This window comes from Paracoccus sp. N5, from assembly GCF_000371965.1.
GTDB lineage: Bacteria > Pseudomonadota > Alphaproteobacteria > Rhodobacterales > Rhodobacteraceae > Paracoccus.
This window is the reverse complement of record NZ_AQUO01000001.1, coordinates 2,594,027-2,614,037: the sequence shown is the minus strand read 5'-3', so window position 1 is coordinate 2,614,037 and position 20,011 is coordinate 2,594,027. Positions and strand designations below refer to the sequence as shown.

Sequence of the window (20,011 nt, the reverse complement as noted above, 5' to 3'; positions counted from 1 at the left end):
TACGCGCCTGTTGACGCCGCGCGACCGGCTTAGCAAACTCACGCCCTGCGCTCAAGAATATCCAGACCCAGGGCGAAGCCGCCCGCGAAAGGCCCATGATGACCGATACGAAGCCCCCGCAGTCCCGCTTTCGGGTGGCCCATCTGAACCCGCGCCAGCCGACCGAATTCACGCTGGCGCCCGACGCCGCGACGCGCCAGGCGCTGGCGGCCGAGCTGGAGCTGCTGGACCTGCCGAAGCTGCGCTTCGCCGGCCGGATCCAGGCCGTGGCCCAGGACGGCTGGGAGGTGACGGGCGAACTCAAGGCCCGCGTGGTCCAGCCCTGCGTGGTGACGCTGGCGCCCGTGACGACCGATCTCGAGGAGCCGGTGCACCGCGTCTTCTCGCCCCATGTCAGCGCGCCCGAGGGCGACGAGACCGAGATGCCCGATGACGAACTCGAGCCCCTGGGTCCGTTCATCGACCTGGCCGCCATCATGGCCGAGGAGCTGTCGCTGGCCCTGCCGCTCTATCCGCGCGCCCAGGGCGCCGAACTGGACGCCCCCGAGACGCCGGATGCCGAGGAACCGACCCGCAAGCCCTTCGCCGGCCTTGCGGATCTGTTGAAAGATTCGAAGAAACCGCAGTAAGCTACGCGGAACGCTGCCTTTCCTGCCATTCCGGGTCCATCTGCGGCCCCAGGTTCAAGGGCGCCAGCATGCCCTGTCCCAGGATATGATCGGCGGCCTTCTCGCCGGTCATGATCGAGGGCGCGTTCAGGTTGCCGTTGGTGATGCGCGGAAAGATCGAGCTGTCGGCGACGCGCAGCCCCTCGACCCCGATCACCCGCAACTCGGGATCGACCACCGCCATGTCGTCGTCCCGCCGGCCCATGCGGGCCGTGCCGCAGGGGTGGAAGGCCGACTCGGCATGTTCGCGGATGAAGGCATCGATCTCGGCATCCGTCTCCACGCCCTCGCCCGGCTGAATCTCATAGCCCTTGTAATCGGCAAAGGCCGGTTGCTCAAAGATCTCGCGGGTCAGGCGCACGCAGGCGCGGAACTCGGCCCAGTCGTCGGCATGCGACATATAGTTGAAGCGGATCTCGGGCGCCTGTTTCGGATCGTTCGCCTTGAGCCGCACCGTGCCGCGCGACTTCGAGCGCATCGGCCCGACGTGGACCTGGAAGCCATGACCCTCGGCCGCCGCCTTGCCGTCGTAGCGCACGGCCAGCGGCAAGAAGTGATACTGGATGTCCGGATATTCCACCCCGGCGGCCGAGCGGATGAAACCGCAACTCTCGAACTGGTTCGAGGCGCCCAGGCCCGTCCCGGTCGCCATCCATTGCGCCCCGATCGAGCCCTTGCCCCAGAGGTTCCAGTGCTTGTAAAGCGTGATCGGCTTGGTCGCGGTATATTGCATATAGATCTCAAGGTGATCCTGGAGGTTCGACCCCACGCCGGGCCGGTCCGCCCTGACCTCGATGCCATGCTCGCGCAGATGGTCCGCCGGCCCGATTCCCGACAGCATCAGGATCTTCGGCGTGTTGATCGAGCTGGCCGAGAGGATCACCTCATGTTTCGCCCGGAACACATTGACGCCGCGGGTATTCCTGACCTCGACGCCAACCGCGCGCCCGTCCTCGAAGACCACGCGCTGCGCCAGGCCGCGGCGCAGGCGCAAGAGGCCGGTTTCCTGCGCCGGGCGCAGATAGGCATTGGCGGCCGACCAGCGCCGGCCCTCCCAGATGGTGGCCTCCATGGCGCCGAAGCCCTCTTGCCGGGCGCCGTTGTAATCGTCGGTCATGGCATAGCCGGCCTCGTTGCCGGCGCGGATGAAAGCGTTGAACAGCGGGTTCTTGCGCGAACCGCGTGTGACATGCAGCGGGCCTTCGGTGCCGCGATAGGCGCTGACCGCGCCATGCGAGGTCTCCATGCGTTTGAAATAGGGCAGCACATCGGCATAGGCCCAGCCGGCCGCGCCGCTCTCGGCCCAGAAGTCGAAATCCCGGGCATGGCCGCGCACGAAGACCATGCCGTTGATCGAGGACGACCCGCCCAGAACCTTGCCGCGCGGCGTCACCAGCCGCCGCCCGCCCAAGTGCGCCTCGGGCTCGGAGGAGAAGCCCCAGTCATAGCGGCGCATGTTCATCGGATAGCTCAGCGCCGCCGGCATCTGGATGAAAGGCCCGATGTCCGAGCCGCCATATTCGATGATATCGACGCGCTTGCCGGCCATCACCAGCCGATAGGCCAGCGCGCAACCGGCCGAGCCGGCACCGACGATCACATAATCCGGGATCATGCCCTGACCTCCTGCACCGCCCTGCGGGCTTTCTCTGTTTTCCAAATACCCATGCCGACGGCGGCGCCGGCGCGGCGCCGCTCAATAGGGCGCATCGACGCCGCCCATGCCGACATAGACCGATTTCAGCTGCGAATAATGCTCGATGGCCGCGGCCGAGTTCTCGCGCCCGATCCCCGACAGCTTCACCCCGCCGAAGGGCGCCTCGACCGGGGTCAGGTTATAGGCGTTGATCCAGGTCGTCCCCGCCTGCAAACCCGCCGCCATCCGGTGCCCGCGCGCCAGGTCGCGGGTAAAGACGCCCGCCGCCAGCCCATAGGGCGAGGCGTTGGCCCGGGCGAGCACCTCGGCCTCGTCGGCGAAACTCAGCACCGACATGACCGGGCCGAAGATCTCCTCGCGCACGATGAACATATCGTCCCTGGCATCGGCAAAGACGGTCGGCGGCACGAAGGCGCCCTCGCCCGCCCCGCCGCAGACCAGCCGTGCGCCCTCGGCCTGGCCCTTGCCGATGGCCTCGCGGATCTTCGCGGCCTGGCCTGGGCTGACGATCGGGCCGTGCTGGGTGTCCTCGGCCAGCGGATCGCCGGCCTTGACCGAGGCGAGCCGCGCCGACAGCCGCTCCAGGAAGGCCGGCAGGATGCCCTGCTGCACGAAGACCCGGGTGCCGTTCGAGCAGATCTGCCCCGAGGAATAGAAATTCGCCAGGATCGCCGCGCCGACCGCATCCTCAAGGCTGGCGTCGTCGAAGACGATCAGCGGCGACTTGCCGCCCAGTTCCATGGTGACGTGGCGCATGCCTTGGGCCGCGGCGGCATAGACCTTCTGCCCGGTCGCGACCGAGCCGGTCAGCGAAACCTTGGCGACCAGCGGGTCCGTCACCAGTGCCGCGCCCACGGCGCCGCGGCCCTGCACGACGTTGAAGATGCCCGCCGGCAGCCCGGCCTCGGTCAGGATCTCGGCCAGTTTCAGCGCGCCCAGGGGCGTCTCCTCGCTGGGCTTGAAGACCATGGCATTGCCCATGGCCAGGGCTGGCGCCGCCTTCCAGCAGGCGATCTGGCTGGGATAGTTCCAGGCGCCGATGCCGGCGCAGATCCCCAGCGCCTCGCGGATGGTATAGACGAAATCGCCGCCCAGCGGGATGCTCTGCCCGGTCACGGTCGGCGCCAGCCCGGCGAAATATTCCAGCGCATCGGCGCCCGAGGGCCAGTCGGCCACCCGCGTTTCCTGGATCGGCTTGCCGGTGTCCAGCGTTTCCAGCCGCGCCAGTTCCTCGCCGCGCTCGCGGATGATCTGGGCCGCCCGCATCAGCACGCGGGCACGCTCGACCGGGCGCAGGGCAGCCCAGGCGGGCTGCGCGGCGGCGGCGGCGGCGGTGGCTTGCGCCACTTGGGCGACCGAGGCCTCGCGCAGATCGGCGATCACCGCGCCGGTATAGGGGTAATGCACCGGCAGCGCGGCCCCCTCGCCCTCGACGGGCACGCCGTTGATATAGAGACTGGCGGCGGGTTGGGCGGTTGGGCGGGCGTCATGGCTCATGGCAGCACCTTCTCCAGATAGTCCATTGTCGTGCGTTCGGCGGCGGCGGCATCGGCCTCGTTCGACAGCGCCGCGCGCAGGTAAAGCCCGTCGATCAGCGCGCCGACGGTGCGGGCGATGCGCTCGGCCCCGGCGCCGGCCAGCGGCCGCAGCGCCACCAGAAGGTTCGAGCGCAGCCGCCTGTGATAGATGCGCAAGAGCCGCGCCGCCTCGGGCTCGACCAGCGCCAGCGCATAGAAGTTCAGCCAGGCGGCGACGGTCTCGCGCGCAAAGTTCTGCGGCGTGAAGTTCGCCCGCACCACGGCGCGCAGCCGCTCCTGCGGGTCGGGCGCATCCTTCAGCAACTCGCGCGCCGACTCGGCATATTGCGTCAGGATATGCCGCATCGCAGCAAGAAAGATCCGCTCCTTGGAGCCGAAATAGTGATGCGCCAAGGCCGAGGACATCCCCGCCTCGCGCGCGATCTGCGCCACGGTCACGTCAAGCGACCCCGCGCGCCCCACCGTGGCAATGGCGGCGTTGATTAATGCCGCCTTTCGGATAGGCTCAACACCCAGTTTGGGCATGACAGGACACCATTTTGCAGCTTCTTTCAGCTTTCACGCGGAAAATTCCGCCCCATACACCTGCATCTGGCAGATCTTTGATTGACTCGTCAATCAATAAAAGCCTTAATCAGGCAACCAGTCAACAAACCAGGGAGAACAAGATGACATTTCGCCGCACCGCAGCGCTGATCGCAACCGGGCTGGCCACCCTGCTCGGGCCGGTCGGCGCCGCGCAGGCCGAGGAACCGGCCGAGTGCCGCGAGGTCGTCTTCTCGGATGTCGGCTGGACCGACATCAGTTCGACGACCGCGCTGGCCTCGACCGTGCTTCAGGCCCTGGGCTATGCGACCGAGACCAAGATCCTGTCGCTGCCGGTGACCTATACCGCCATGGCCAAGGACGATGTGGACGTGTTCCTGGGCAACTGGATGCCCAGCCAGGAAAACGACCTGAAGCCCTATCGCGACGCGGGCACCGTGGACGTGCTGCGCACGAACCTGACCGGGGCGAAATACACGCTGGCGACCAACGAGGCCGGCGCCAAGCTGGGCATCGACGACTACAGCAAGATCGCCGCCCACAAGGCCGAGCTTGACGGCAAGATCTATGGCATCGAGCCGGGCAACGACGGCAACCGCCTGCTGCTGGAGATGGTGGCCGAGAACAAGTTCGACCTGGGCACCTTCGAGGTGGTCGAAAGCAGCGAGCAGGGCATGCTGGCGCAGGTCGCCCGCGCCGATGCCGCCGGCCAGCCGGTGGTCTTCCTGGGCTGGGAGCCGCATCCGATGAACACCCAGTTCAAGATGACCTACCTCGCCGGCGGCGACGAGATCTTCGGACCCGACTTCGGCGGCGCACGGGTCGACACCAACGTCCGCGCGGGCTATGCCGAGACATGCCCGAATGTCGGAAAGTTCCTGCAGAACCTGGAATTCACCCTGCCCATGGAGAGCGAAGTCATGGGCCTGATCCTGAACGACGGCGAACAGCCGGCCGATGCGGCGCTGAAATGGCTCAAGGCCAATCCCGATGCCGCGAAGCCCTGGCTCGCGGGCGTGACCACCGCCGACGGCGGCGATGCGCAGGCGGCCCTGGACAAGGTGCTGAACGACTGACCTCTCGGCACGGCCGCCCGGCACGGGGCGGCCGTTTTCGCCCAATCAGGGCGTGATCGTGCCGAATCCTGTCGCGATTGCGCCATCCGCCGCCCGGGCCGGGCCGTAATCCGGTCCCACCGTCGCGGCCCGATGCCGAACATGACGAACCGTCCTCCGCCGGGACCGACCATTCCGCCACTCCTCACAACCCCGGGTCTTGACGACCCCGAACGGTAGCAAAGGAAGCATGGACCAAATCACAGCTCTGTTGACCGACACCAAGATCCCTGTCGGCAAGACCGCCAAAGCCATATTCGACTGGCTGAACGCCCATGCCGCGTTCATCTTCAACGCCATTTCCAAGCTGCTCGACGGGCTGATCAACGGTATCCTGGGGATCCTCGACTTTCCGCACCCGCTGGTGTTCACCCTGCTGGCGGTGGCGCTGACCTGGGCCCTGCAGCGCAGTTGGAAGACCTGCCTGCTGGTCCTGCTGAGCCTGCTCTTCATCCTGAACCAGGGCTATTGGGACGAGACGATGCAGTCGCTGACCCTGGTGCTCTCGGCCTGCGTGGTCTGCATGGCGCTGGGGGTGCCGATCGGCATCGCGGCGGCGCACCGGCCGCGGCTTTACGCCTGGATGCGGCCGATCCTCGACCTGATGCAGACGCTGCCGACCTTCGTCTACCTGATCCCGGCCATCGTCTTCTTCGGCATCGGCATGGTGCCCGGGCTGATCGCCACGGTGATCTTCGTGCTGCCGGCGCCGATCCGGCTGACCCATCTCGGCATCAGCTCGACGCCGCAGGCGCTGGTCGAGGCCGGGACCGCCTTCGGCGCCACCCCGCGCCAGCTTCTGTGGAAGGTGGAACTGCCCAGTGCCGCGCCGCAGATCATGGCCGGGCTGAACCAGACCATCATGCTGTCGCTGTCGATGGTCGTCATCGCGGCGCTGGTCGGGGCCTCGGGCCTGGGCGTGCCGGTGGTGCGGGCGCTGAACAGCGTGAACACCGCGCTGGGTTTCGAAAGCGGCTCGATCATCGTCGTCGTCGCCATCATGCTGGACCGGATGCTGCGGGTGGGCAAACATGATGACTGAACGCGCCGTGACTGGACGCAATGCCGTCGAATTCGACAACGTGAACATCGTCTTCGGCGACCGGCCCGAGGCCGCGCTGCCGCTGATGGACCAGGGCCTGGCCCGCGGCCCGATCAAGGCCGAAACCGGCCAGGTGCTGGGCGTGCACAATTGCAGCCTGACCGTCAAGGAGGGCGAGATCCTGGTGCTGATGGGGCTCTCCGGCTCGGGCAAGTCCACGCTGCTGCGCGCGGTGAACGGGCTGAACTCGGTCTGCCGCGGCGACGTGCGGGTCTGGGACGGCGACCGCATGGCCTCGGTCAGCAAGGCGCGCGGCGCCGAACTGCGCCGGCTGCGGCGCGAGCGTATCGCCATGGTCTTCCAGCAATTCGGCCTGCTGCCTTGGCGCACGGTGCGCGAGAACGTCGGCCTGGGGCTGGAACTGGCCGGGATGCCCGCGGCCGAGCGCGCGCGGCGCGTCGATGCGCAGCTGGCCACGGTGAACCTGACCGAATGGGCCGACCGCAAGGTGGGCGACCTGTCGGGCGGCATGCAGCAGCGCGTGGGCCTGGCCCGCGCCTTCGCGACCGAGGCGCCGATCCTTCTGATGGACGAGCCCTTCTCGGCGCTGGACCCGCTGATCCGCAACCGGCTGCAGGACGAATTGCTGGAGCTGCAAAAGCGCCTGCGCCGCACCATCATCTTCGTCAGCCACGACCTCGACGAGGCCTTCCGCATCGGCAACCGCATCGCGCTGATGGAGGGCGGCCGCATCGTCCAGATCGGCACCGCGCGCGAGATCATCGCCAAGCCGGTCGACGCCTATGTCGAGGATTTCGTCGCCCATATGAACCCGCTGGCCGTGCTGACCGCCGAGGATATCGCCGAACCCGGCGAGGCCCCCGGCACGCCCATCGACCGCGAGACCCCGGTGCGCGAAGTCATGCGCAGCCTGGCCGCCAGCCGCGCCGACGCCCTGCCCCTGCAAGGCGGCGGCCGCATCACCCAAGCCGGCATCCTGAACCGGCTTGCGGTCGAGCATAAGGCCGGCGGCGCCGTCGAGCACTGACAGCCATTGTTGCAGCCTTGCCATAGCCCGCCCCGCGCTTGCCGCGGGGCGGGTTGTCGCGAATCGGAAAGCGTGCCTATCAAGGGGCGTTCCGCAACCCCAGGCATGGAAAGGGCAGAGGCATGACCGATCACGACGCAGCCGCCGCCCGTTTCGGGGTGAATCGACGCCGCTTCCGGCGCGATTGACGACAACCCGGGCTCCGGCCGCAGGCCGAGCCCCTCCCGACATCGCCGATGCCTGACCGCCGCGCGCAACCGCGTGGCGCGCCGCATCCGCGATTCCCATCCCTGCAAGCCATGAGGGCCGCGCCGTGCGAACGGGCGGCAAGACCGGATGACCCTTTCCGACCTGCGTTCCAGGCGCGACCTGCGCGTGCCGCTTGACGATCTGATCCAGACCCATGGCCTCGGCCGCGTGGCCCTGGCGCTGATGCGCGCGGCGCTGCGGCCCGGCCGGGGCCGGCCGCCGCCGGTCAGCACGCTCTCGGACCACCTGCTGCGCGACATCGGGCTGGAGCCGGGCGATCGCCGCCGGCGCTAGTCCCTTTCCTGTCCCGGCGGCGGGGTGATCCCGCCCCGCCGCGACTCGCGCCAGGTGATATAGCTGATCGCGGCGATCATCGTGGCACCGCCGACCAGCACCCAGACGTCAACCGGCTCGGCAAAGACCAGCGCGCCCAGCAGGCTGGCCCAGATCAGTTGCAGCAGCGTCACCGGCTGGGTCACGGTCAGCGGCGCCGCGGCAAAGGCCCGGGTCATGGCGTAGTGCCCGGCGGTGGCGAAGAAGGCGGTGCAGGCCAGCACCGCGCATTGCACCGCGCTTGGCGGCACCCAATGCAGCGCCGCGATCGGCGCCAGCCCCAGGCAGACCGTCAGCGACATCATCGCCACCACGACCGAGGCCGGCACCCGCTCGGACAGCCGCTTGGCCACCAGGTAGGAGGCGCCGAAGGTGACGGCGGCGCCAAGCTGCGCCAGGTGCCCCTCCTCCAGCTGCCGCAGTCCGGGGCGCAGCACGATCAGCGCACCGACCAGCGCCACCGCGATGGCCAGCGCCCGGCGCCACGAGATCCGCTCGCCCATCAGAGCCGCCGCGCCCAGGGTCACGACGATGGGGTTGAGGAAACCGATGGCCGTGACCTCGGCCACGGTGATGCGGGCCATGGCGTGGAACCACAGGATCACCGCGACGACATGCAGCGCGCCGCGCAGGGCGAACAGCCGCCAGATCCGCGCCGGGAAGCCGCGCCGCAGGGCCGGCCCCAGCGCCGGCAGCAGGAACAGCAGGCCGAAGGCGAAGCGGATGAAGGCGCCCTCGGCCGCCGGCAGCGCCTGGCCCAGCCAGCGCACCGTGCCGTTCACGGCGACGAAGCACAGCCCCGCCGTCAGCATCCACAGGATACCCGACAGGTCGTTGCGCAAGGAGGGGGACGCGGCATGGTTCATGCCCCAGCCATGCCCCGCCCCGAGGCCCGGCGCAAGGGTCAGCCCTTCAGCACCAGCCCCAGCGCGATGGCCCACATGGTCAGCCCGACCAGCGCATCCAGCACCCGCCAGGCCGCCGGCCGGGCAAAGACCGGCGCCAGCAGCCGCGCCCCGTAACCCAAGCCAAAGAAGAACAGCACCGAGCCGCTGATCGCCCCCAATGTGAAGCCCGGCTTGTCCTGCCACCCGGCCGAGATCGAGCCGATCAGCACCACCGTATCCAGCCAGACATGCAGGTTGAGCCAGGTCAGCGCCGCCAATACGCCCAGCGTCGCCAGCAGCCCGGCCGCGCCCTGCCCGCCCTGCATGCTGGCGCCGCCGCGCCAGGCGGCGCGAAAGGCGCGCGCGCCATAGACCAGCAGGAAGGCCGCGCCGCCCCAGCGCATCGCCACCAGGAACCCCGGCGCATGGCCGGCCAGCGCCCCCGCCCCCAGCACCCCGGCCGAGATCAGGATCGCGTCCGAGACCGCGCAGAACAGGCAGGTCGCCAGCACATGGCGCCGCATCAGCCCCTGCCGCAGCACGAAGGCGTTCTGCGCCCCGATGGTGACGATCAGCGACAGCGTGGTGCCGAGCCCGGCCAGATAGGCATGCATGGCGATCTCCTTTGCACCGCGTCTTGCCCGGCCCGGGCAATTCAGGCAAATTCAAAATCGTTACCCGGATTAAGGCTGCCTGATGCTCGACTATGCCGCCTTGGCCGCGCTGGCCGAGATCATCCGGCGCGGCAGCTTCGACGCCGCGGCCGCGGCGCTTGGGGTCACACCCTCGGCGATCTCGCAGCGCATCAAGGGGCTCGAGGAACGGCTGGGCCAGGTGCTGATCCACCGCGGCCCGCCGGCCACCGGCACCGAGACCGGGTTGCGGCTGATGCAGCATCTGGACCAGGTGCGGCTGCTGGAAGCCACGCTCGACGGCGCGCTGCGCCCCGGCGCCGGCCCGGCCCGGCTGCGGCTGGCGGTGAATGCCGACAGCCTGGCGACCTGGTTCCTGCCGGCGCTGACGGCGCTGCCGCTGCTCTACGAGCTGGAAGTCGACGACCAGGACCATGCCCGCGACTGGCTGCGCCAGGGCCAGGTCTCGGGGGCGATCTGCTCGGATCCGCAGCCGGTGCCGGGCTGCGACGTGCATCCGCTGGGCCATATGCGCTATCTCGCGCTGGCCACACCCGGCTTCATCGCGCGCCACTTCCCGGACGGCGTCACCGAAGCCGCGCTGAAACGCGCGCCGGCGGTGATCTTCAACCAGAAGGACGCCGCGCAATCCCGCTGGGCCGAACAGGCCACCGGCCGGCGCCTGCATCTGACCGGCCACCGCATCCCGGCCTCGGAGGCCTTCGCGCGGGCGGTGGACCTGGGCCTCGGCTGGGGCATGGTGCCCGAGAGCATGGCCGGCGCCGGGCTGCGGGAGCTCGTCCCCGGCCTGCCGCTGGACGTGCCGCTTTACTGGCACGTTCAGCGCGCCATGGCGCCGGCGCTGGCGCCGCTGACCGCCGCAATGAAAAGGGCCGCAGCAGACCTGCGACCCTGATTTCTTTGCTCTTCAAATACCCCCGCCGGAGGCGTCATTCGAGCTGGGCCGCGACCTCCTCGGGAATGTCGAAATTGCCGGTGACGTTCTGCACGTCGTCGTCGTCTTCCAGCGCGTCGATCAGCTTCATCAGCTTCTGCGCGGTCTCCAGGTCGATCTCGGTCGGCGCCTGCGGCTTCCAGATCAGCTTGGCCGATTCCGACTCGCCAAGCGCGGCTTCCAGCGCGTTCGAGACTTCCGCCAGATCGGTGTCGGCGGTATAGATCCAGTGGCCGTCCTCGTCGCTCTCGACATCCTCGGCCCCGGCCTCGATCGCCGCCATCATCACCGTGTCGGCATCGCCGGCGCTGGCCGGATACATGATCTCGCCCTTGCGGTCGAACATGAAGCTGACCGAGCCGCTTTGCCCCAGGTCGCCGCCGTATTTGGTGAAATAGCTGCGCACGTTCGAGGCGGTGCGGTTGCGGTTGTCGGTCATCGCCTCGACCATGATGGCGATGCCGTTCGGGCCATAGCCCTCGTAACGGATCTCGTCATAGTTCTCGGCATCGCCGCCCATCGACTTCTTGATCGCGCGGTCGATCACGTCCTTGGGCATCGAGTTCGATTTCGCCTCCTTCACCGCCAAGCGCAGGCGCGGGTTCTTCTCGGGGTCGGGATCGCCCATCTTCGCGGCGACGGTGATCTCTTTGGCCAGTTTCGAAAACAGCTTCGAGCGCAGCTTGTCCTGCTTGCCCTTGCGATGCTGGATATTGGCCCATTTGCTATGGCCTGCCATGGTCTTTCCCAGTTTTCATACGGAATATCGCCGGCGCTTTTATGCGGCGCGGGCCGAAATCGCAAGCCTAGCCCTGATGGCGGCCGATCTCGGACAGCACATAAAGCCGCAGCGCGGTGGCCAGCCCCACCCCCGGCGGCCGCTTGCGGTCGATGGCGGCGATCAGCCCGGCCGCCGTCTCGCCGCGCTCGCGCGCCAGCCCGCGCAATTCGCGCCAGAACGCATCCTCGAGGCTGACCGAGGTGCGATGCCCGCCGATGGTGACCGAGCGCTTGATCGGCGGCGTCATCTCGGGCAGGTCAGGCATCCGCGTCCCCTTCCTCGCGCCGCTTCTGGTCCAGGTGATGCTGGTCCAGGTGCCGGGCGGCGCGGTCCAGGTCGGCCGCCTCGGCCTGCTTCGCCGCCTTGCTGCGGCCGAATTTCGCCGCATTCTCGTCGCCCTGGCGGCGGGCGGCGTCACGGGCGGCGCTCTTGCGCGCCACCCGCAGGTTCACGACCTTGCCCTTGCCTGATCCGGTGTCGGGGCCGGCCACCATCAATCCTCGGGACCGACCATCTGCTCGGGGCGGACCACGCGGTCGAAGGTCTCGCCGTCGACCAGGCCCAGGGCGATGGCCTCCTCGCGCAGCGTGGTGCCGTTCTTGTGCGCGGTCTTGGCGACCTTGGTGGCGTTGTCATAGCCGATGGTGGGCGCCAGCGCCGTCACCAACATCAGCGATTCCTTCATCAGCTTATCGATGCGCGGAATATTCGCCTGCGTCCCCACCACCATGTTGTCGGTGAAGGACCCCGCCGCGTCGCCCAAGAGCTGCATGGATTGCAGCACGTTGTAGGACATCATCGGGTTATAGACGTTCAGTTCGAAATGGCCCTGCGAACCGGCAAAGCCGATGGCGGCGTCATTGCCCATGACATGGGCGCAGACCATGGTCAGCGCCTCGGCCTGGGTCGGGTTCACCTTGCCCGGCATGATCGAGGAACCCGGCTCGTTCTCGGGCAGGATCAGCTCGCCCAGGCCCGAGCGCGGGCCGGAACCCAGCAGCCGCATGTCGTTGGCGATCTTGAACAGCGATCCGGCGACCGTCTTCAGCGCGCCCGAGAAGAACACCATCGCGTCATGCGCGGCCAGCGCCTCGAACTTGTTCGGCGCGGTGACGAAGGGCAGGCCGGTGATCTTGGCGATCTCGGCGGCGATGGCCGTGTCCCAGCCCTTCTTGGTGTTCAGGCCGGTGCCGACGGCGGTGCCGCCCTGCGCCAATTCGTAGATGTCGCCCAGCGCCAGCTTCACCCGCTCGATGCCCTTCGCGACCTGATGCGCGTAGCCGCCGAACTCCTGGCCCAGCGTCAGCGGCGTCGCATCCTGGGTATGGGTGCGGCCGATCTTGATGATGTCCTTGAATTCCTCGGACTTCGCGACCAGCGCCTTGTGCAGCTTTTCCAGCCCCGGGATCAGCACGTCGCGCGCCTGCATGGCGATGGCGACATGCATCGCGGTCGGGAAGGTGTCGTTCGAGGATTGCCCCATGTTCACATGGTCGTTCGGGTGCACGGGCTTCTTGGAACCCAGCTCGCCGCCCAGGATCTCGATGGCGCGGTTCGAGATCACCTCGTTCGCGTTCATGTTCGACTGCGTGCCCGAGCCGGTCTGCCAGACCACCAGCGGGAAGTTGTCGTCGAACTTGCCGGCCACGACTTCCGAGGCCGCCTGCACCATCGCCTCGCCCAGCTTGGGGTCCAGGTTGCCCGTCGCCATGTTCACCTGCGCCGCGGCCTGCTTGATCACGCCCAGCGCGCGCACGATGGCGACCGGCTGACGCTCCCAGCCGATGGGAAAGTTCTGGATCGAGCGCTGGGTCTGCGCGCCCCAATACTTGTCGCCGGGGACTTCCAGCGGACCGAAGCTGTCGGTCTCGGTGCGGGTGGTCTTGGTCATCGCATGCTCCCTCACGGTGTCGCGAGGGGTTCTAGGCGAGATGGCGAGGATTCGCAATCTGTATGCCGTCGTATGCCATGCGCTAACAGCGGCTTATTTGCGCCACTTGTCCAGGCTGACCACCTCGGCACCGCCCGGAGGCGTGTCGGGCGCCGGCGCCTCGGCCTCGTCCTCATCCTCTTCCGCGGACTCGTCGTCCTCTTCGTGATTCTCGAATCGCAACCCGAATTCGACCGCCGGATCGACGAAGGTGCGCAGCGCGTCAAAGGGGATATACAGCGGCTCGGGTGAATCGCCGAAATTCAGCGTGATGCGGAACCCGTCCTGGGAAATCTCCAGATTCTCGAACCAGTGCTGGATGACGATGGTCATCTCCTCGGGATAGCGCGCCCGCAGCCAGTCCGCCATTTCCACATCCGGATCGCGGGTGTCGAAGGTGATGAAGAAATGATGCTCGCCCGGCAGGCCCTCGGCCGCGACCTGGGCCAGGACATCGGCGATCAGCCGCACCATGGCCCGGTGCATCATGCCGCCGTAATCGATTCCGCGTGCCATGGGCCCTCCGTGTCTCTGGCCGCCAGCATAGGGAATTGGGCCGGCTTGAAAAGCCCCTGAAAGCCCGGCCGCCGCCGACCGTCCCAAGGCAAGCGCCTTCACCGTTTCCCAAATACCCAAAGCCGCCCGCGCCGACGGCGCTGCGGTCAAGCCCATGAAAGCAAGGGGAAAGTCGAAATGGCGCGGTTGACGGGGCTCGAACCCGCGACCCCCGGCGTGACAGGCCGGTACTCTAACCAACTGAGCTACAACCGCGCTTTTCGTGGCGACGTTCGGAAATGATGGCGCGGTTGACGGGGCTCGAACCCGCGACCCCCGGCGTGACAGGCCGGTACTCTAACCAACTGAGCTACAACCGCGCAGACCATTTCCCCGGATCGCCGTCCGGGGTGCGAGGGGGTTTACGCATGGGGGCGGATGCCGTCAAGGCCGTTTCGGCAAAAAACGACGGGGCGCCTCGAAAGGCGCCCCGGGTATCGGTCGGCAAGGCAGGCCGGCCTTATTTCCGCACGGTCTTTTCGTCGAAATCGGGCAGCGCCTCGAGCTCGGCCTTGGTGTAGTTGGTGGCGAAGAAGGTGTCGTTGCCGACGGTGATCAGGTGGATCGCATCCTCGCCCAGCAGCACCTTCTTGGCGCCGATGCCCAGGAAGCCGCCGATATCGGCGATATAGCCGACGACCTGGCCCGAATCGTCCATGACGATGTCATTGACCTTGGCGATGTCCTGCCACTCGGCCGGGCGCTCCTCGATGGTCGGGGTCACCCATTCGGTCGAGGACGGCTGGTTGGTGGTCCAGATCCGCCGGCTGGTCACCCAGCTCGACAGCACGCCCGGCTCGGCTTCCGAGATCGCGGGGGCGTTCACGTCGGGCGGCGTCACCGGCGCTGCCTCGGCCGCGTCCTGGGCGGCGTCGGCGGCATCCTCGGCGGCATTGTCGGCAGAGGCCGCCGCGTCATCGGCGGCATCGGCCGCGTCCTCCGCAGCGTTCTCGCCCATTCCGGCCGTGGCATTCGCGGCATCGTCCGCGGCGGTCGCGGCCGCATCGGCTGCGGTATCGGCCGCGGTCGCGGCATCGTCGGCCGCCTGTTCGGCCGTGGCGCCGGCCTGGTCGGCCGCCTGGTCCGCAGCGGTCGCGGCCTGGTCGGCTGCCTGCTCGGCCGTATTGGCGGCGCCCTGCGCCTGCGCGGCCGGGTCAGTCGGCATGGTGGTGGTCGCATCTTGCGCGAAGGCGGCACCCGCCAGCGCCAAGGTTGTCGCGGCAATGACAAGAGGTTTCATGGACGCTGTCCTTTCCGGTTGTCTTTCGTCACGGACGGGCGAAGCCGTCCCATGGCGACCCAACGCGGCCTTTTCCGCTTCGTTCCCGAAAACGACGCGAAACGCGCCAGTTGGCAGAAACCCGCCACCCGAGATCCGCGGCCTCAGCCGCGGCCGGGCGGGCTGATGCGACCGCCGCAGACCGGCGCCGGCGCCGCCGTGGTGCCGGGCCCCGAGGTCGGCAGCCCGCGCAGCACCCGCACCGCGAGCCAGCCGAAGGCCTGCGCCTCGAGCATGTCGCCGTCCAGCCCCGCCGCCTCGACCGGCGCCACCGGCACCGGCAGGCGCGCGGCCAGCGCCGCCATCATCGCGCCGTTCAGGCGGCCGCCGCCGCAGACCAGCACGCGCGCGGGCAGCCGCTCCAGAGCCGAAAGCCCTGCCGCCACCGCCGCCGCCGCGGCATGGGTCAGCGTGGCCGCGGCATCGGCATCGCCCAGATGCGCGACCTCCAGCGTTCCGGCGAAGGCGTCGCGGTCCAGCGATTTCGGCAGCGGCCGGGCGAAATGCGGATGGCGCAGGAAGGCCGCGATCACGCCCTCGTCCGGCACGCCCTGCGCGGCAAGCCGCCCGCCCTCGTCCCGCGCCAGCCCGCGCCGTGCCCGCATCAGGTCGTTCAGCGGCGCATTGGCCGGGCCGGTGTCGAAGGCGATGCAGGCGCCCGGCGCCTCGGGGGCCGGGGCCTCGGGGTCGACGAAGGTCAGGTTGCCCACCCCGCCCAGGTTCAGGAACGCGACCGGCGCGCGCGGCAAGAGCCCCTGCCCCATGGCCCATTCCGCGCAGGCCCAGTGGAAGAAGGGCGCGAGCGGCGCCCCCTCGCCGCCCTGCCGCACGTCTTCGCTGCGGAAATCCCAGACCACGCGCCGCCCCAGCCTGCGCGCCAGCGCCGCGCCGTCGCCGGCCTGATGCGTGCCGCGCCCCCTTTGCGTTTTCGTGCCCGGATCATGCGCCAGCGTCTGGCCGTGATAGCCGACCAGTTCCGCCTCGGGGAAACCTTCGGCCAGCGCGGCATGGGCGGCAACGGAAAGCGCCGCGGCCTCGGCCACGTCCGGCCCGCCCGGCCATTGCCCCAGCGCGGCATGCAGCAGGCCGGATTCATTGCCGGAATAGGCGCGATAGGCGCTGCGGCCGAAACCGGCGATGCGGATGCCATTTGTCTCGATCATCGCGGCGTCGACCCCGTCCAGCGAGGTGCCCGACATCATCCCCAGCGCGCGGATCATCATGCTTTCCCTTTCATCGCCCCAACGGTATATCCGCGCCATTCGAAAGGAAAAGCCCATGACCTACCATGCCAAATCCGACTTCCTGAACGTGATGATCGAGCGTGGCTATCTGGCGGACTGCACCGACCTGCAGGCGCTGGACGAAGCCCTGATCAACGGACCGGTGACGGCATATATCGGTTATGACGCGACGGCGGCCAGCCTGCATGTCGGGCACCTGCTGAACATCATGATGCTGCGCTGGTTCCAGAAGACCGGCAACCGCCCGATCACCCTGATGGGCGGCGGCACCACCAAGGTCGGCGACCCGTCTTTTCGCAGCGAGGAGCGTCCGCTGCTGACCCCGGAGGCGATCCAGGCGAATATCGACGGCATGCAGCAGGTCTTTGCCCGCTACCTCGATTATGGCGAGGGGCGCGCGATGATGCTCAACAACGCCGAATGGCTGGACAGCCTGAACTACCTCGATTTCCTGCGCGACGTCGGCCGGCATTTCTCGGTCAACCGGATGCTGTCGTTCGAATCGGTCAAGTCGCGGCTGGATCGCGAGCAGTCGCTGAGCTTCCTCGAATTCAACTACATGATCCTGCAGGCCTATGACTTCCTGGAACTCTATCGCCGCTACGACTGCCGCTTGCAGATGGGCGGCTCGGACCAGTGGGGCAATATCGTCAACGGCATCGACCTGACCCGCCGCGTGCTGGACGGCGAGATCTGGGGCCTGACCTCGCCGCTGCTGACCACCTCGGACGGGCGCAAGATGGGCAAGTCGCAGGGCGGCGCGGTCTGGCTGAACGGCGCGATGCTGTCGCCTTACGAGTTCTGGCAGTTCTGGCGCAACACCACCGACGCCGACGTGGGCCGGTTCCTGAAGCTCTATACCGAGCTGCCGGTCGCGGAATGCAACCGCCTCGGCGCGCTCTCGGGATCCGAGATCAACGCCGCCAAGATCATCCTGGCGAACGCGGTGACGACGCTGCTGCACGGCGCCGAGGCCGCCGCCTCGGCCGAGGCCACGGCGCGCGAGGTGTTCGAACAGGGCGGCGCCGGCGGCGACCTCGAGGTGGTGACGGTCGGCGCGGATGCGCTGCCTCTGTCGGTGGTGCAGCTGCTGGCGCAGACCGGCATCGCCGCTTCGGGGAAAGAAGCCAAGCGGCTGATCGCCGAGGGCGGGTTGCGGCTGAACAACGACCCCGTCAGCGACCCGCAGCTGGCGGTGGACGCGGCGCTGATCGGCAAGGGGCTGAAGGTCTCGGTCGGCAAGAAGAAGCACCGCATGGTGCAGCTGGGCTAGGCGGCAAGGCCGGGGGCGACCCCGGCCCTTGCGTCAGAAGCGCCAGGTCGCGCCCAGGATCGGCCCGGCCATGGTCACGTCCAGCCGCGTGCCGCCGTCGCGATAGTCCACGTTCAGCTGGCGATAGCCGGCCGAGACGTAAAGCTGGTCGGTGACCTGGTAATTCACCGTGGCCAGGAACTGGCTGGTGTGCTCCGACCCCGCGCCGAAGCCGCCGACATCGGCATAGAGGAGCGCCGACCATTGCGGCGCCAACGCCACATTGGCCCGCAGCGCTAGGATCGGATCGACGAAATCCTTGCCGGGCGCGGCCGACAGCGCGCCGCCGGCAAGCCTGATCCGGCTTTCGACCCGCCAGGCCCGCGCGCCCGCCAGCGCATCCAGCGTCATGCGGTCGTTCGCGACAACGCGCCAGCCGGCAAGCAGCGTCAGCGAGCGCTGGGTAACCTTGCCTTCGGCCGGCACGCCCGGCGGCAGGACGCCCGCCTTGGAACTGGCCGACCAGCTCAGATCGCCCATCAGCACCAGCCGGTCGCGCCGGGCGAAGCCCGACAGGAAGAAGGCGCCGTCGGTATCCTCGAGCACCTCGGACAGCGACTTGTCGAAGGACAGCGTCGGCGCCCCGGCAAAGGGGGTCACGTCGCCGCCCAGGCCCGCACCCCAGACATAGGGCGTGATCTGCCCCGACCAGTCCTGCGCCATGGCGGGCGCAAGCCCCGTGGAAAGCGCCGCCGCGGCGGCCGCCAGGAATGCGCGCATCCTTACCCCCCTTGCAACTCGTTCTTGAACAGGCGGCCGTTCTTCATGATGAGCCGCAGATTGGCGGTATCGGCCAGCCAGTCGAGGCTCGCCTCGGGATCGCCGTCGATGACCAGGAGGTCGGCGGGCGCGCCCTCGGCGATCACCCCCAGCCGCCCGTCATAGGGCGCGCGGCCGCCCGACAGCGCCAGCAGCGCGCCCGCCGCGCCGGTCGCGCGATGCAGCGCGGCCAGCGGCGACATGAAGCGCGCGAGCTTCGCCAGCTGCCGGCCCTGCGATTCGCCACCGCCGAAAAGGATATCGGTGCCGAAGGCCCAGTTGACCTTGTGCTTCTCGGCCCATTCGAAGGCCTGCACCGTGCCCTCGGCCACCGCCTTTTGCGCGGCGGCGGCCTTGGGGTCGGTGTAGGTGTTGGAATCCTCGTCGGCCAGGAAGGGCTGGATCGACCACCAGGTGCCGTGATCGGCCATCATCCGCACGGTATCCTCATCGGCCAGATGGCCGTGCTCGATGGATTTCACCCCGGCCTCGATGCAACGGCGAATGCCGGGCGCGGTATAGACATGGGCGCAGACATAGGTGCCCCAGTCGCTGGCCGCATCCACCGCCGCGCGCATCTCGTCCAGGGTGAATTGCAACGATTCCAGCGGGTCGTATTGCGAGGCGACGCCGCCGCCGGCGCTGATCTTGACCTGGCTCGCGCCCTTCATCAGCTGCTCGCGCGTGCGGCGCAGCACCTCGGGGACGCCGTCGGCCAGCGCGGTCACGCCCTGCCGGGTGGCGTAATCCGCCGGGTCCGAGGGCATCATCGGCAGCGCATTCGAAAAGCGGAAGTCGCCATGGCCCGAGGTCTGCGACAGGATCGCGCCCGAAGGGAAGATGCGCGGCCCGGTGACGACGCCGCGGTCGATGGCCGCCTGCAACCCGAAGGCCGGCCCGCCGACGTCGCGCACGGTGGTAAAGCCGCGCATCAGCGTGTCGCCGGCCTGCTTGCCCGACATCAGGTGCACGAAGCCGATGTCCTGGGTCATCGCCACGATCTGGCTGACCCCCGCCAGCGTGGCGTGCCAATGGCAGTCGATCAGGCCGGGGATCACCGTGCGCCCGCCGCAGTCGATGCGCTCGGCGTCCTGCGGCCCCTGCCCCACCCCGGGCAGTGCGGCGATGCGGCCGGAATCGACCAGGATCTCGACCCCGCCGCGCAGGGACAGGGCCTGGCCGTCGAACAGCCGCAGGTTGGTCAGCAGCAGCGGCCGGCCCGGGGTCTGGGCCCGCAACTCGCGCGGGGCCAGGCCGAAGCCCGCGAACATGCCGACCACCGCAGCCATGCCGCCGATCATCTGCCGGCGCGAGATGTCGGCCTCGATCCGGGCCATGGCGGCCAGGGTCTGGGGGCTGGCGCATTGGCAGAAACGCACCGTGCCGGTGCTTGCTACGGCTTCAAGGCAGGTCTGGCACATGCGCGCTCTCCATGTCGAGCGCCGCGCGGCACCCGACCCGCGGCGATGCGATCATATCAG

General features: G+C 68.6%; 21 protein-coding genes and 2 tRNA genes. 7 read left to right on the top strand and 16 right to left on the bottom strand.

What is annotated here, in order from left to right:
- Positions 1 to 95 precede the first annotated feature (95 nt).
- Positions 96 to 629 (top strand): YceD family protein, encoded by a 534-nt coding sequence (locus PARN5_RS0113215; protein WP_018000249.1) that lies wholly within the window; start codon positions 96 to 98, stop codon positions 627 to 629.
- Between the two features lies 1 nt (position 630).
- On the opposite strand, the gene betA is transcribed toward PARN5_RS0113215, so the two are convergent.
- From betA to betI, 3 genes are all read right to left on the bottom strand, one after another.
- Entirely contained in the window at positions 631 to 2,283 is a 1,653-nt protein-coding gene (betA, locus tag PARN5_RS0113210; protein WP_018000248.1) for a choline dehydrogenase, read from the bottom strand.
- 81 nt (positions 2,284 to 2,364) lie between these two features.
- The gene (gene betB / locus PARN5_RS0113205; RefSeq protein ID WP_018000247.1) at positions 2,365 to 3,822 is read right to left on the bottom strand and encodes a betaine-aldehyde dehydrogenase; all 1,458 of its coding nucleotides are present in this window, start codon (positions 3,820 to 3,822) and stop codon (positions 2,365 to 2,367) included.
- Entirely contained in the window at positions 3,819 to 4,388 is a 570-nt protein-coding gene (gene betI, locus PARN5_RS0113200) for a transcriptional regulator BetI (RefSeq protein ID WP_026155414.1), read from the bottom strand. Before betI ends, betB begins: the two co-directional genes overlap by 4 nt.
- 143 nt (positions 4,389 to 4,531) lie before the next feature.
- Here betI and choX point away from each other — a divergent pair, with 143 nt between their 5' ends.
- The 4 genes from choX to PARN5_RS22135 all read left to right on the top strand — a co-directional run bounded on the left by choX (position 4,532) and on the right by PARN5_RS22135 (position 8,157).
- A complete protein-coding gene (choX, locus tag PARN5_RS0113195; protein ID WP_018000245.1) occupies positions 4,532 to 5,485 on the top strand; it encodes a choline ABC transporter substrate-binding protein in 954 nt (317 codons plus the stop codon).
- A gap of 229 nt (positions 5,486 to 5,714) precedes the next feature.
- Positions 5,715 to 6,566, top strand: a complete 852-nt coding sequence (gene choW, locus PARN5_RS0113190) for a choline ABC transporter permease subunit (protein WP_018000244.1) — start codon at positions 5,715 to 5,717, stop codon at positions 6,564 to 6,566.
- A complete protein-coding gene (gene choV, locus PARN5_RS0113185; protein WP_018000243.1) occupies positions 6,559 to 7,614 on the top strand; it encodes a choline ABC transporter ATP-binding protein in 1,056 nt (351 codons plus the stop codon). Before choW ends, choV begins: the two co-directional genes overlap by 8 nt.
- Positions 7,615 to 7,950: 336 nt before the next feature.
- Complete coding sequence (locus PARN5_RS22135; RefSeq protein ID WP_018000242.1) at positions 7,951 to 8,157, top strand: DUF1127 domain-containing protein; 207 nt, start codon at positions 7,951 to 7,953, stop codon at positions 8,155 to 8,157.
- Here the strand turns inward: PARN5_RS22135 and PARN5_RS0113175 are convergent.
- Together PARN5_RS0113175 and PARN5_RS0113170 are read right to left on the bottom strand one after the other, a co-directional pair.
- On the bottom strand, positions 8,154 to 9,062 hold the full coding sequence (locus PARN5_RS0113175; RefSeq protein ID WP_018000241.1) for a DMT family transporter: 909 nt from the start codon (positions 9,060 to 9,062) through the stop codon (positions 8,154 to 8,156). The genes PARN5_RS22135 and PARN5_RS0113175 overlap by 4 nt on opposite strands.
- Before the next feature lie 38 nt (positions 9,063 to 9,100).
- A complete protein-coding gene (locus PARN5_RS0113170) occupies positions 9,101 to 9,697 on the bottom strand; it encodes a LysE/ArgO family amino acid transporter (protein WP_018000240.1) in 597 nt (198 codons plus the stop codon).
- An 82-nt stretch (positions 9,698 to 9,779) separates the two neighbouring features.
- Between PARN5_RS0113170 and PARN5_RS0113165 the strand changes: the two genes are divergently transcribed.
- Positions 9,780 to 10,631: a LysR family transcriptional regulator ArgP gene (locus PARN5_RS0113165; protein WP_018000239.1), complete on the top strand. Its 852-nt coding sequence runs from the start codon at positions 9,780 to 9,782 to the stop codon at positions 10,629 to 10,631.
- Between the two features lie 34 nt (positions 10,632 to 10,665).
- Here the strand turns inward: PARN5_RS0113165 and PARN5_RS0113160 are convergent, their stop codons facing one another.
- The 9 genes from PARN5_RS0113160 to PARN5_RS0113120 form a co-directional block, all read right to left on the bottom strand.
- A complete protein-coding gene (locus tag PARN5_RS0113160) occupies positions 10,666 to 11,409 on the bottom strand; it encodes a YebC/PmpR family DNA-binding transcriptional regulator (protein ID WP_018000238.1) in 744 nt (247 codons plus the stop codon).
- Positions 11,410 to 11,476: 67 nt separating this feature from the next.
- The gene (locus tag PARN5_RS0113155; protein ID WP_018000237.1) at positions 11,477 to 11,716 is read right to left on the bottom strand and encodes a ribbon-helix-helix domain-containing protein; all 240 of its coding nucleotides are present in this window, start codon (positions 11,714 to 11,716) and stop codon (positions 11,477 to 11,479) included.
- On the bottom strand, positions 11,709 to 11,942 hold the full coding sequence (locus PARN5_RS0113150; protein WP_026155413.1) for a DUF4169 family protein: 234 nt from the start codon (positions 11,940 to 11,942) through the stop codon (positions 11,709 to 11,711). The genes PARN5_RS0113155 and PARN5_RS0113150 overlap by 8 nt, the downstream gene beginning before the upstream one ends.
- Positions 11,943 to 11,944: 2 nt before the next feature.
- A complete protein-coding gene (gene fumC / locus PARN5_RS0113145; RefSeq protein WP_018000235.1) occupies positions 11,945 to 13,342 on the bottom strand; it encodes a class II fumarate hydratase in 1,398 nt (465 codons plus the stop codon).
- Positions 13,343 to 13,435: 93 nt separating this feature from the next.
- Positions 13,436 to 13,897: a ClpXP protease specificity-enhancing factor SspB gene (locus PARN5_RS0113140; RefSeq protein WP_018000234.1), complete on the bottom strand. Its 462-nt coding sequence runs from the start codon at positions 13,895 to 13,897 to the stop codon at positions 13,436 to 13,438.
- Positions 13,898 to 14,075: 178 nt separating this feature from the next.
- Positions 14,076 to 14,152: transfer RNA gene (locus PARN5_RS0113135), tRNA-Asp, on the bottom strand.
- A gap of 27 nt (positions 14,153 to 14,179) precedes the next feature.
- Positions 14,180 to 14,256 (bottom strand) — tRNA-Asp (locus tag PARN5_RS0113130).
- Between the two features lie 140 nt (positions 14,257 to 14,396).
- The gene (locus PARN5_RS0113125) at positions 14,397 to 15,176 is read right to left on the bottom strand and encodes a PRC-barrel domain-containing protein (protein WP_018000233.1); all 780 of its coding nucleotides are present in this window, start codon (positions 15,174 to 15,176) and stop codon (positions 14,397 to 14,399) included.
- A gap of 143 nt (positions 15,177 to 15,319) precedes the next feature.
- Positions 15,320 to 16,435, bottom strand: a complete 1,116-nt coding sequence (locus PARN5_RS0113120) for an anhydro-N-acetylmuramic acid kinase (RefSeq protein WP_026155412.1) — start codon at positions 16,433 to 16,435, stop codon at positions 15,320 to 15,322.
- 58 nt (positions 16,436 to 16,493) lie between these two features.
- Here PARN5_RS0113120 and tyrS point away from each other — a divergent pair, with 58 nt between their 5' ends.
- Positions 16,494 to 17,732: a tyrosine--tRNA ligase gene (gene tyrS / locus PARN5_RS0113115; protein WP_018000231.1), complete on the top strand. Its 1,239-nt coding sequence runs from the start codon at positions 16,494 to 16,496 to the stop codon at positions 17,730 to 17,732.
- A 33-nt stretch (positions 17,733 to 17,765) separates the two neighbouring features.
- Here tyrS and PARN5_RS0113110 read toward each other — a convergent pair whose 3' ends face one another.
- On the bottom strand, positions 17,766 to 18,491 hold the full coding sequence (locus tag PARN5_RS0113110; RefSeq protein WP_018000230.1) for a hypothetical protein: 726 nt from the start codon (positions 18,489 to 18,491) through the stop codon (positions 17,766 to 17,768).
- Between the two features lie 2 nt (positions 18,492 to 18,493).
- The gene (locus PARN5_RS0113105) at positions 18,494 to 19,951 is read right to left on the bottom strand and encodes an amidohydrolase family protein (RefSeq protein WP_018000229.1); all 1,458 of its coding nucleotides are present in this window, start codon (positions 19,949 to 19,951) and stop codon (positions 18,494 to 18,496) included.
- Positions 19,952 to 20,011: the final 60 nt, after the last annotated feature.

Excerpts from the sequence above, each read along its gene's own strand:
- PARN5_RS0113215 (WP_018000249.1), top strand. The coding sequence starts at position 96 with ATGATGACCGATACGAAGCCCCCGCAGTCCCGCTTTCGGGTGGCCCAT.
- betA (WP_018000248.1), bottom strand. The coding sequence starts at position 2,283 with ATGATCCCGGATTATGTGATCGTCGGTGCCGGCTCGGCCGGTTGCGCG.
- betB (WP_018000247.1), bottom strand. The coding sequence starts at position 3,822 with ATGAGCCATGACGCCCGCCCAACCGCCCAACCCGCCGCCAGTCTCTAT.
- betI (WP_026155414.1), bottom strand. The coding sequence starts at position 4,388 with ATGCCCAAACTGGGTGTTGAGCCTATCCGAAAGGCGGCATTAATCAAC.
- choX (WP_018000245.1), top strand. The coding sequence starts at position 4,532 with ATGACATTTCGCCGCACCGCAGCGCTGATCGCAACCGGGCTGGCCACC.
- choW (WP_018000244.1), top strand. The coding sequence starts at position 5,715 with ATGGACCAAATCACAGCTCTGTTGACCGACACCAAGATCCCTGTCGGC.
- choV (WP_018000243.1), top strand. The coding sequence starts at position 6,559 with ATGACTGAACGCGCCGTGACTGGACGCAATGCCGTCGAATTCGACAAC.
- PARN5_RS22135 (WP_018000242.1), top strand. The coding sequence starts at position 7,951 with ATGACCCTTTCCGACCTGCGTTCCAGGCGCGACCTGCGCGTGCCGCTT.
- PARN5_RS0113175 (WP_018000241.1), bottom strand. The coding sequence starts at position 9,062 with ATGAACCATGCCGCGTCCCCCTCCTTGCGCAACGACCTGTCGGGTATC.
- PARN5_RS0113170 (WP_018000240.1), bottom strand. The coding sequence starts at position 9,697 with ATGCATGCCTATCTGGCCGGGCTCGGCACCACGCTGTCGCTGATCGTC.
- PARN5_RS0113165 (WP_018000239.1), top strand. The coding sequence starts at position 9,780 with ATGCTCGACTATGCCGCCTTGGCCGCGCTGGCCGAGATCATCCGGCGC.
- PARN5_RS0113160 (WP_018000238.1), bottom strand. The coding sequence starts at position 11,409 with ATGGCAGGCCATAGCAAATGGGCCAATATCCAGCATCGCAAGGGCAAG.
- PARN5_RS0113155 (WP_018000237.1), bottom strand. The coding sequence starts at position 11,716 with ATGCCTGACCTGCCCGAGATGACGCCGCCGATCAAGCGCTCGGTCACC.
- fumC (WP_018000235.1), bottom strand. The coding sequence starts at position 13,342 with ATGACCAAGACCACCCGCACCGAGACCGACAGCTTCGGTCCGCTGGAA.
- PARN5_RS0113140 (WP_018000234.1), bottom strand. The coding sequence starts at position 13,897 with ATGGCACGCGGAATCGATTACGGCGGCATGATGCACCGGGCCATGGTG.
- PARN5_RS0113125 (WP_018000233.1), bottom strand. The coding sequence starts at position 15,176 with ATGAAACCTCTTGTCATTGCCGCGACAACCTTGGCGCTGGCGGGTGCC.
- PARN5_RS0113120 (WP_026155412.1), bottom strand. The coding sequence starts at position 16,435 with ATGATCCGCGCGCTGGGGATGATGTCGGGCACCTCGCTGGACGGGGTC.
- tyrS (WP_018000231.1), top strand. The coding sequence starts at position 16,494 with ATGACCTACCATGCCAAATCCGACTTCCTGAACGTGATGATCGAGCGT.
- PARN5_RS0113110 (WP_018000230.1), bottom strand. The coding sequence starts at position 18,491 with ATGCGCGCATTCCTGGCGGCCGCCGCGGCGGCGCTTTCCACGGGGCTT.
- PARN5_RS0113105 (WP_018000229.1), bottom strand. The coding sequence starts at position 19,951 with ATGTGCCAGACCTGCCTTGAAGCCGTAGCAAGCACCGGCACGGTGCGT.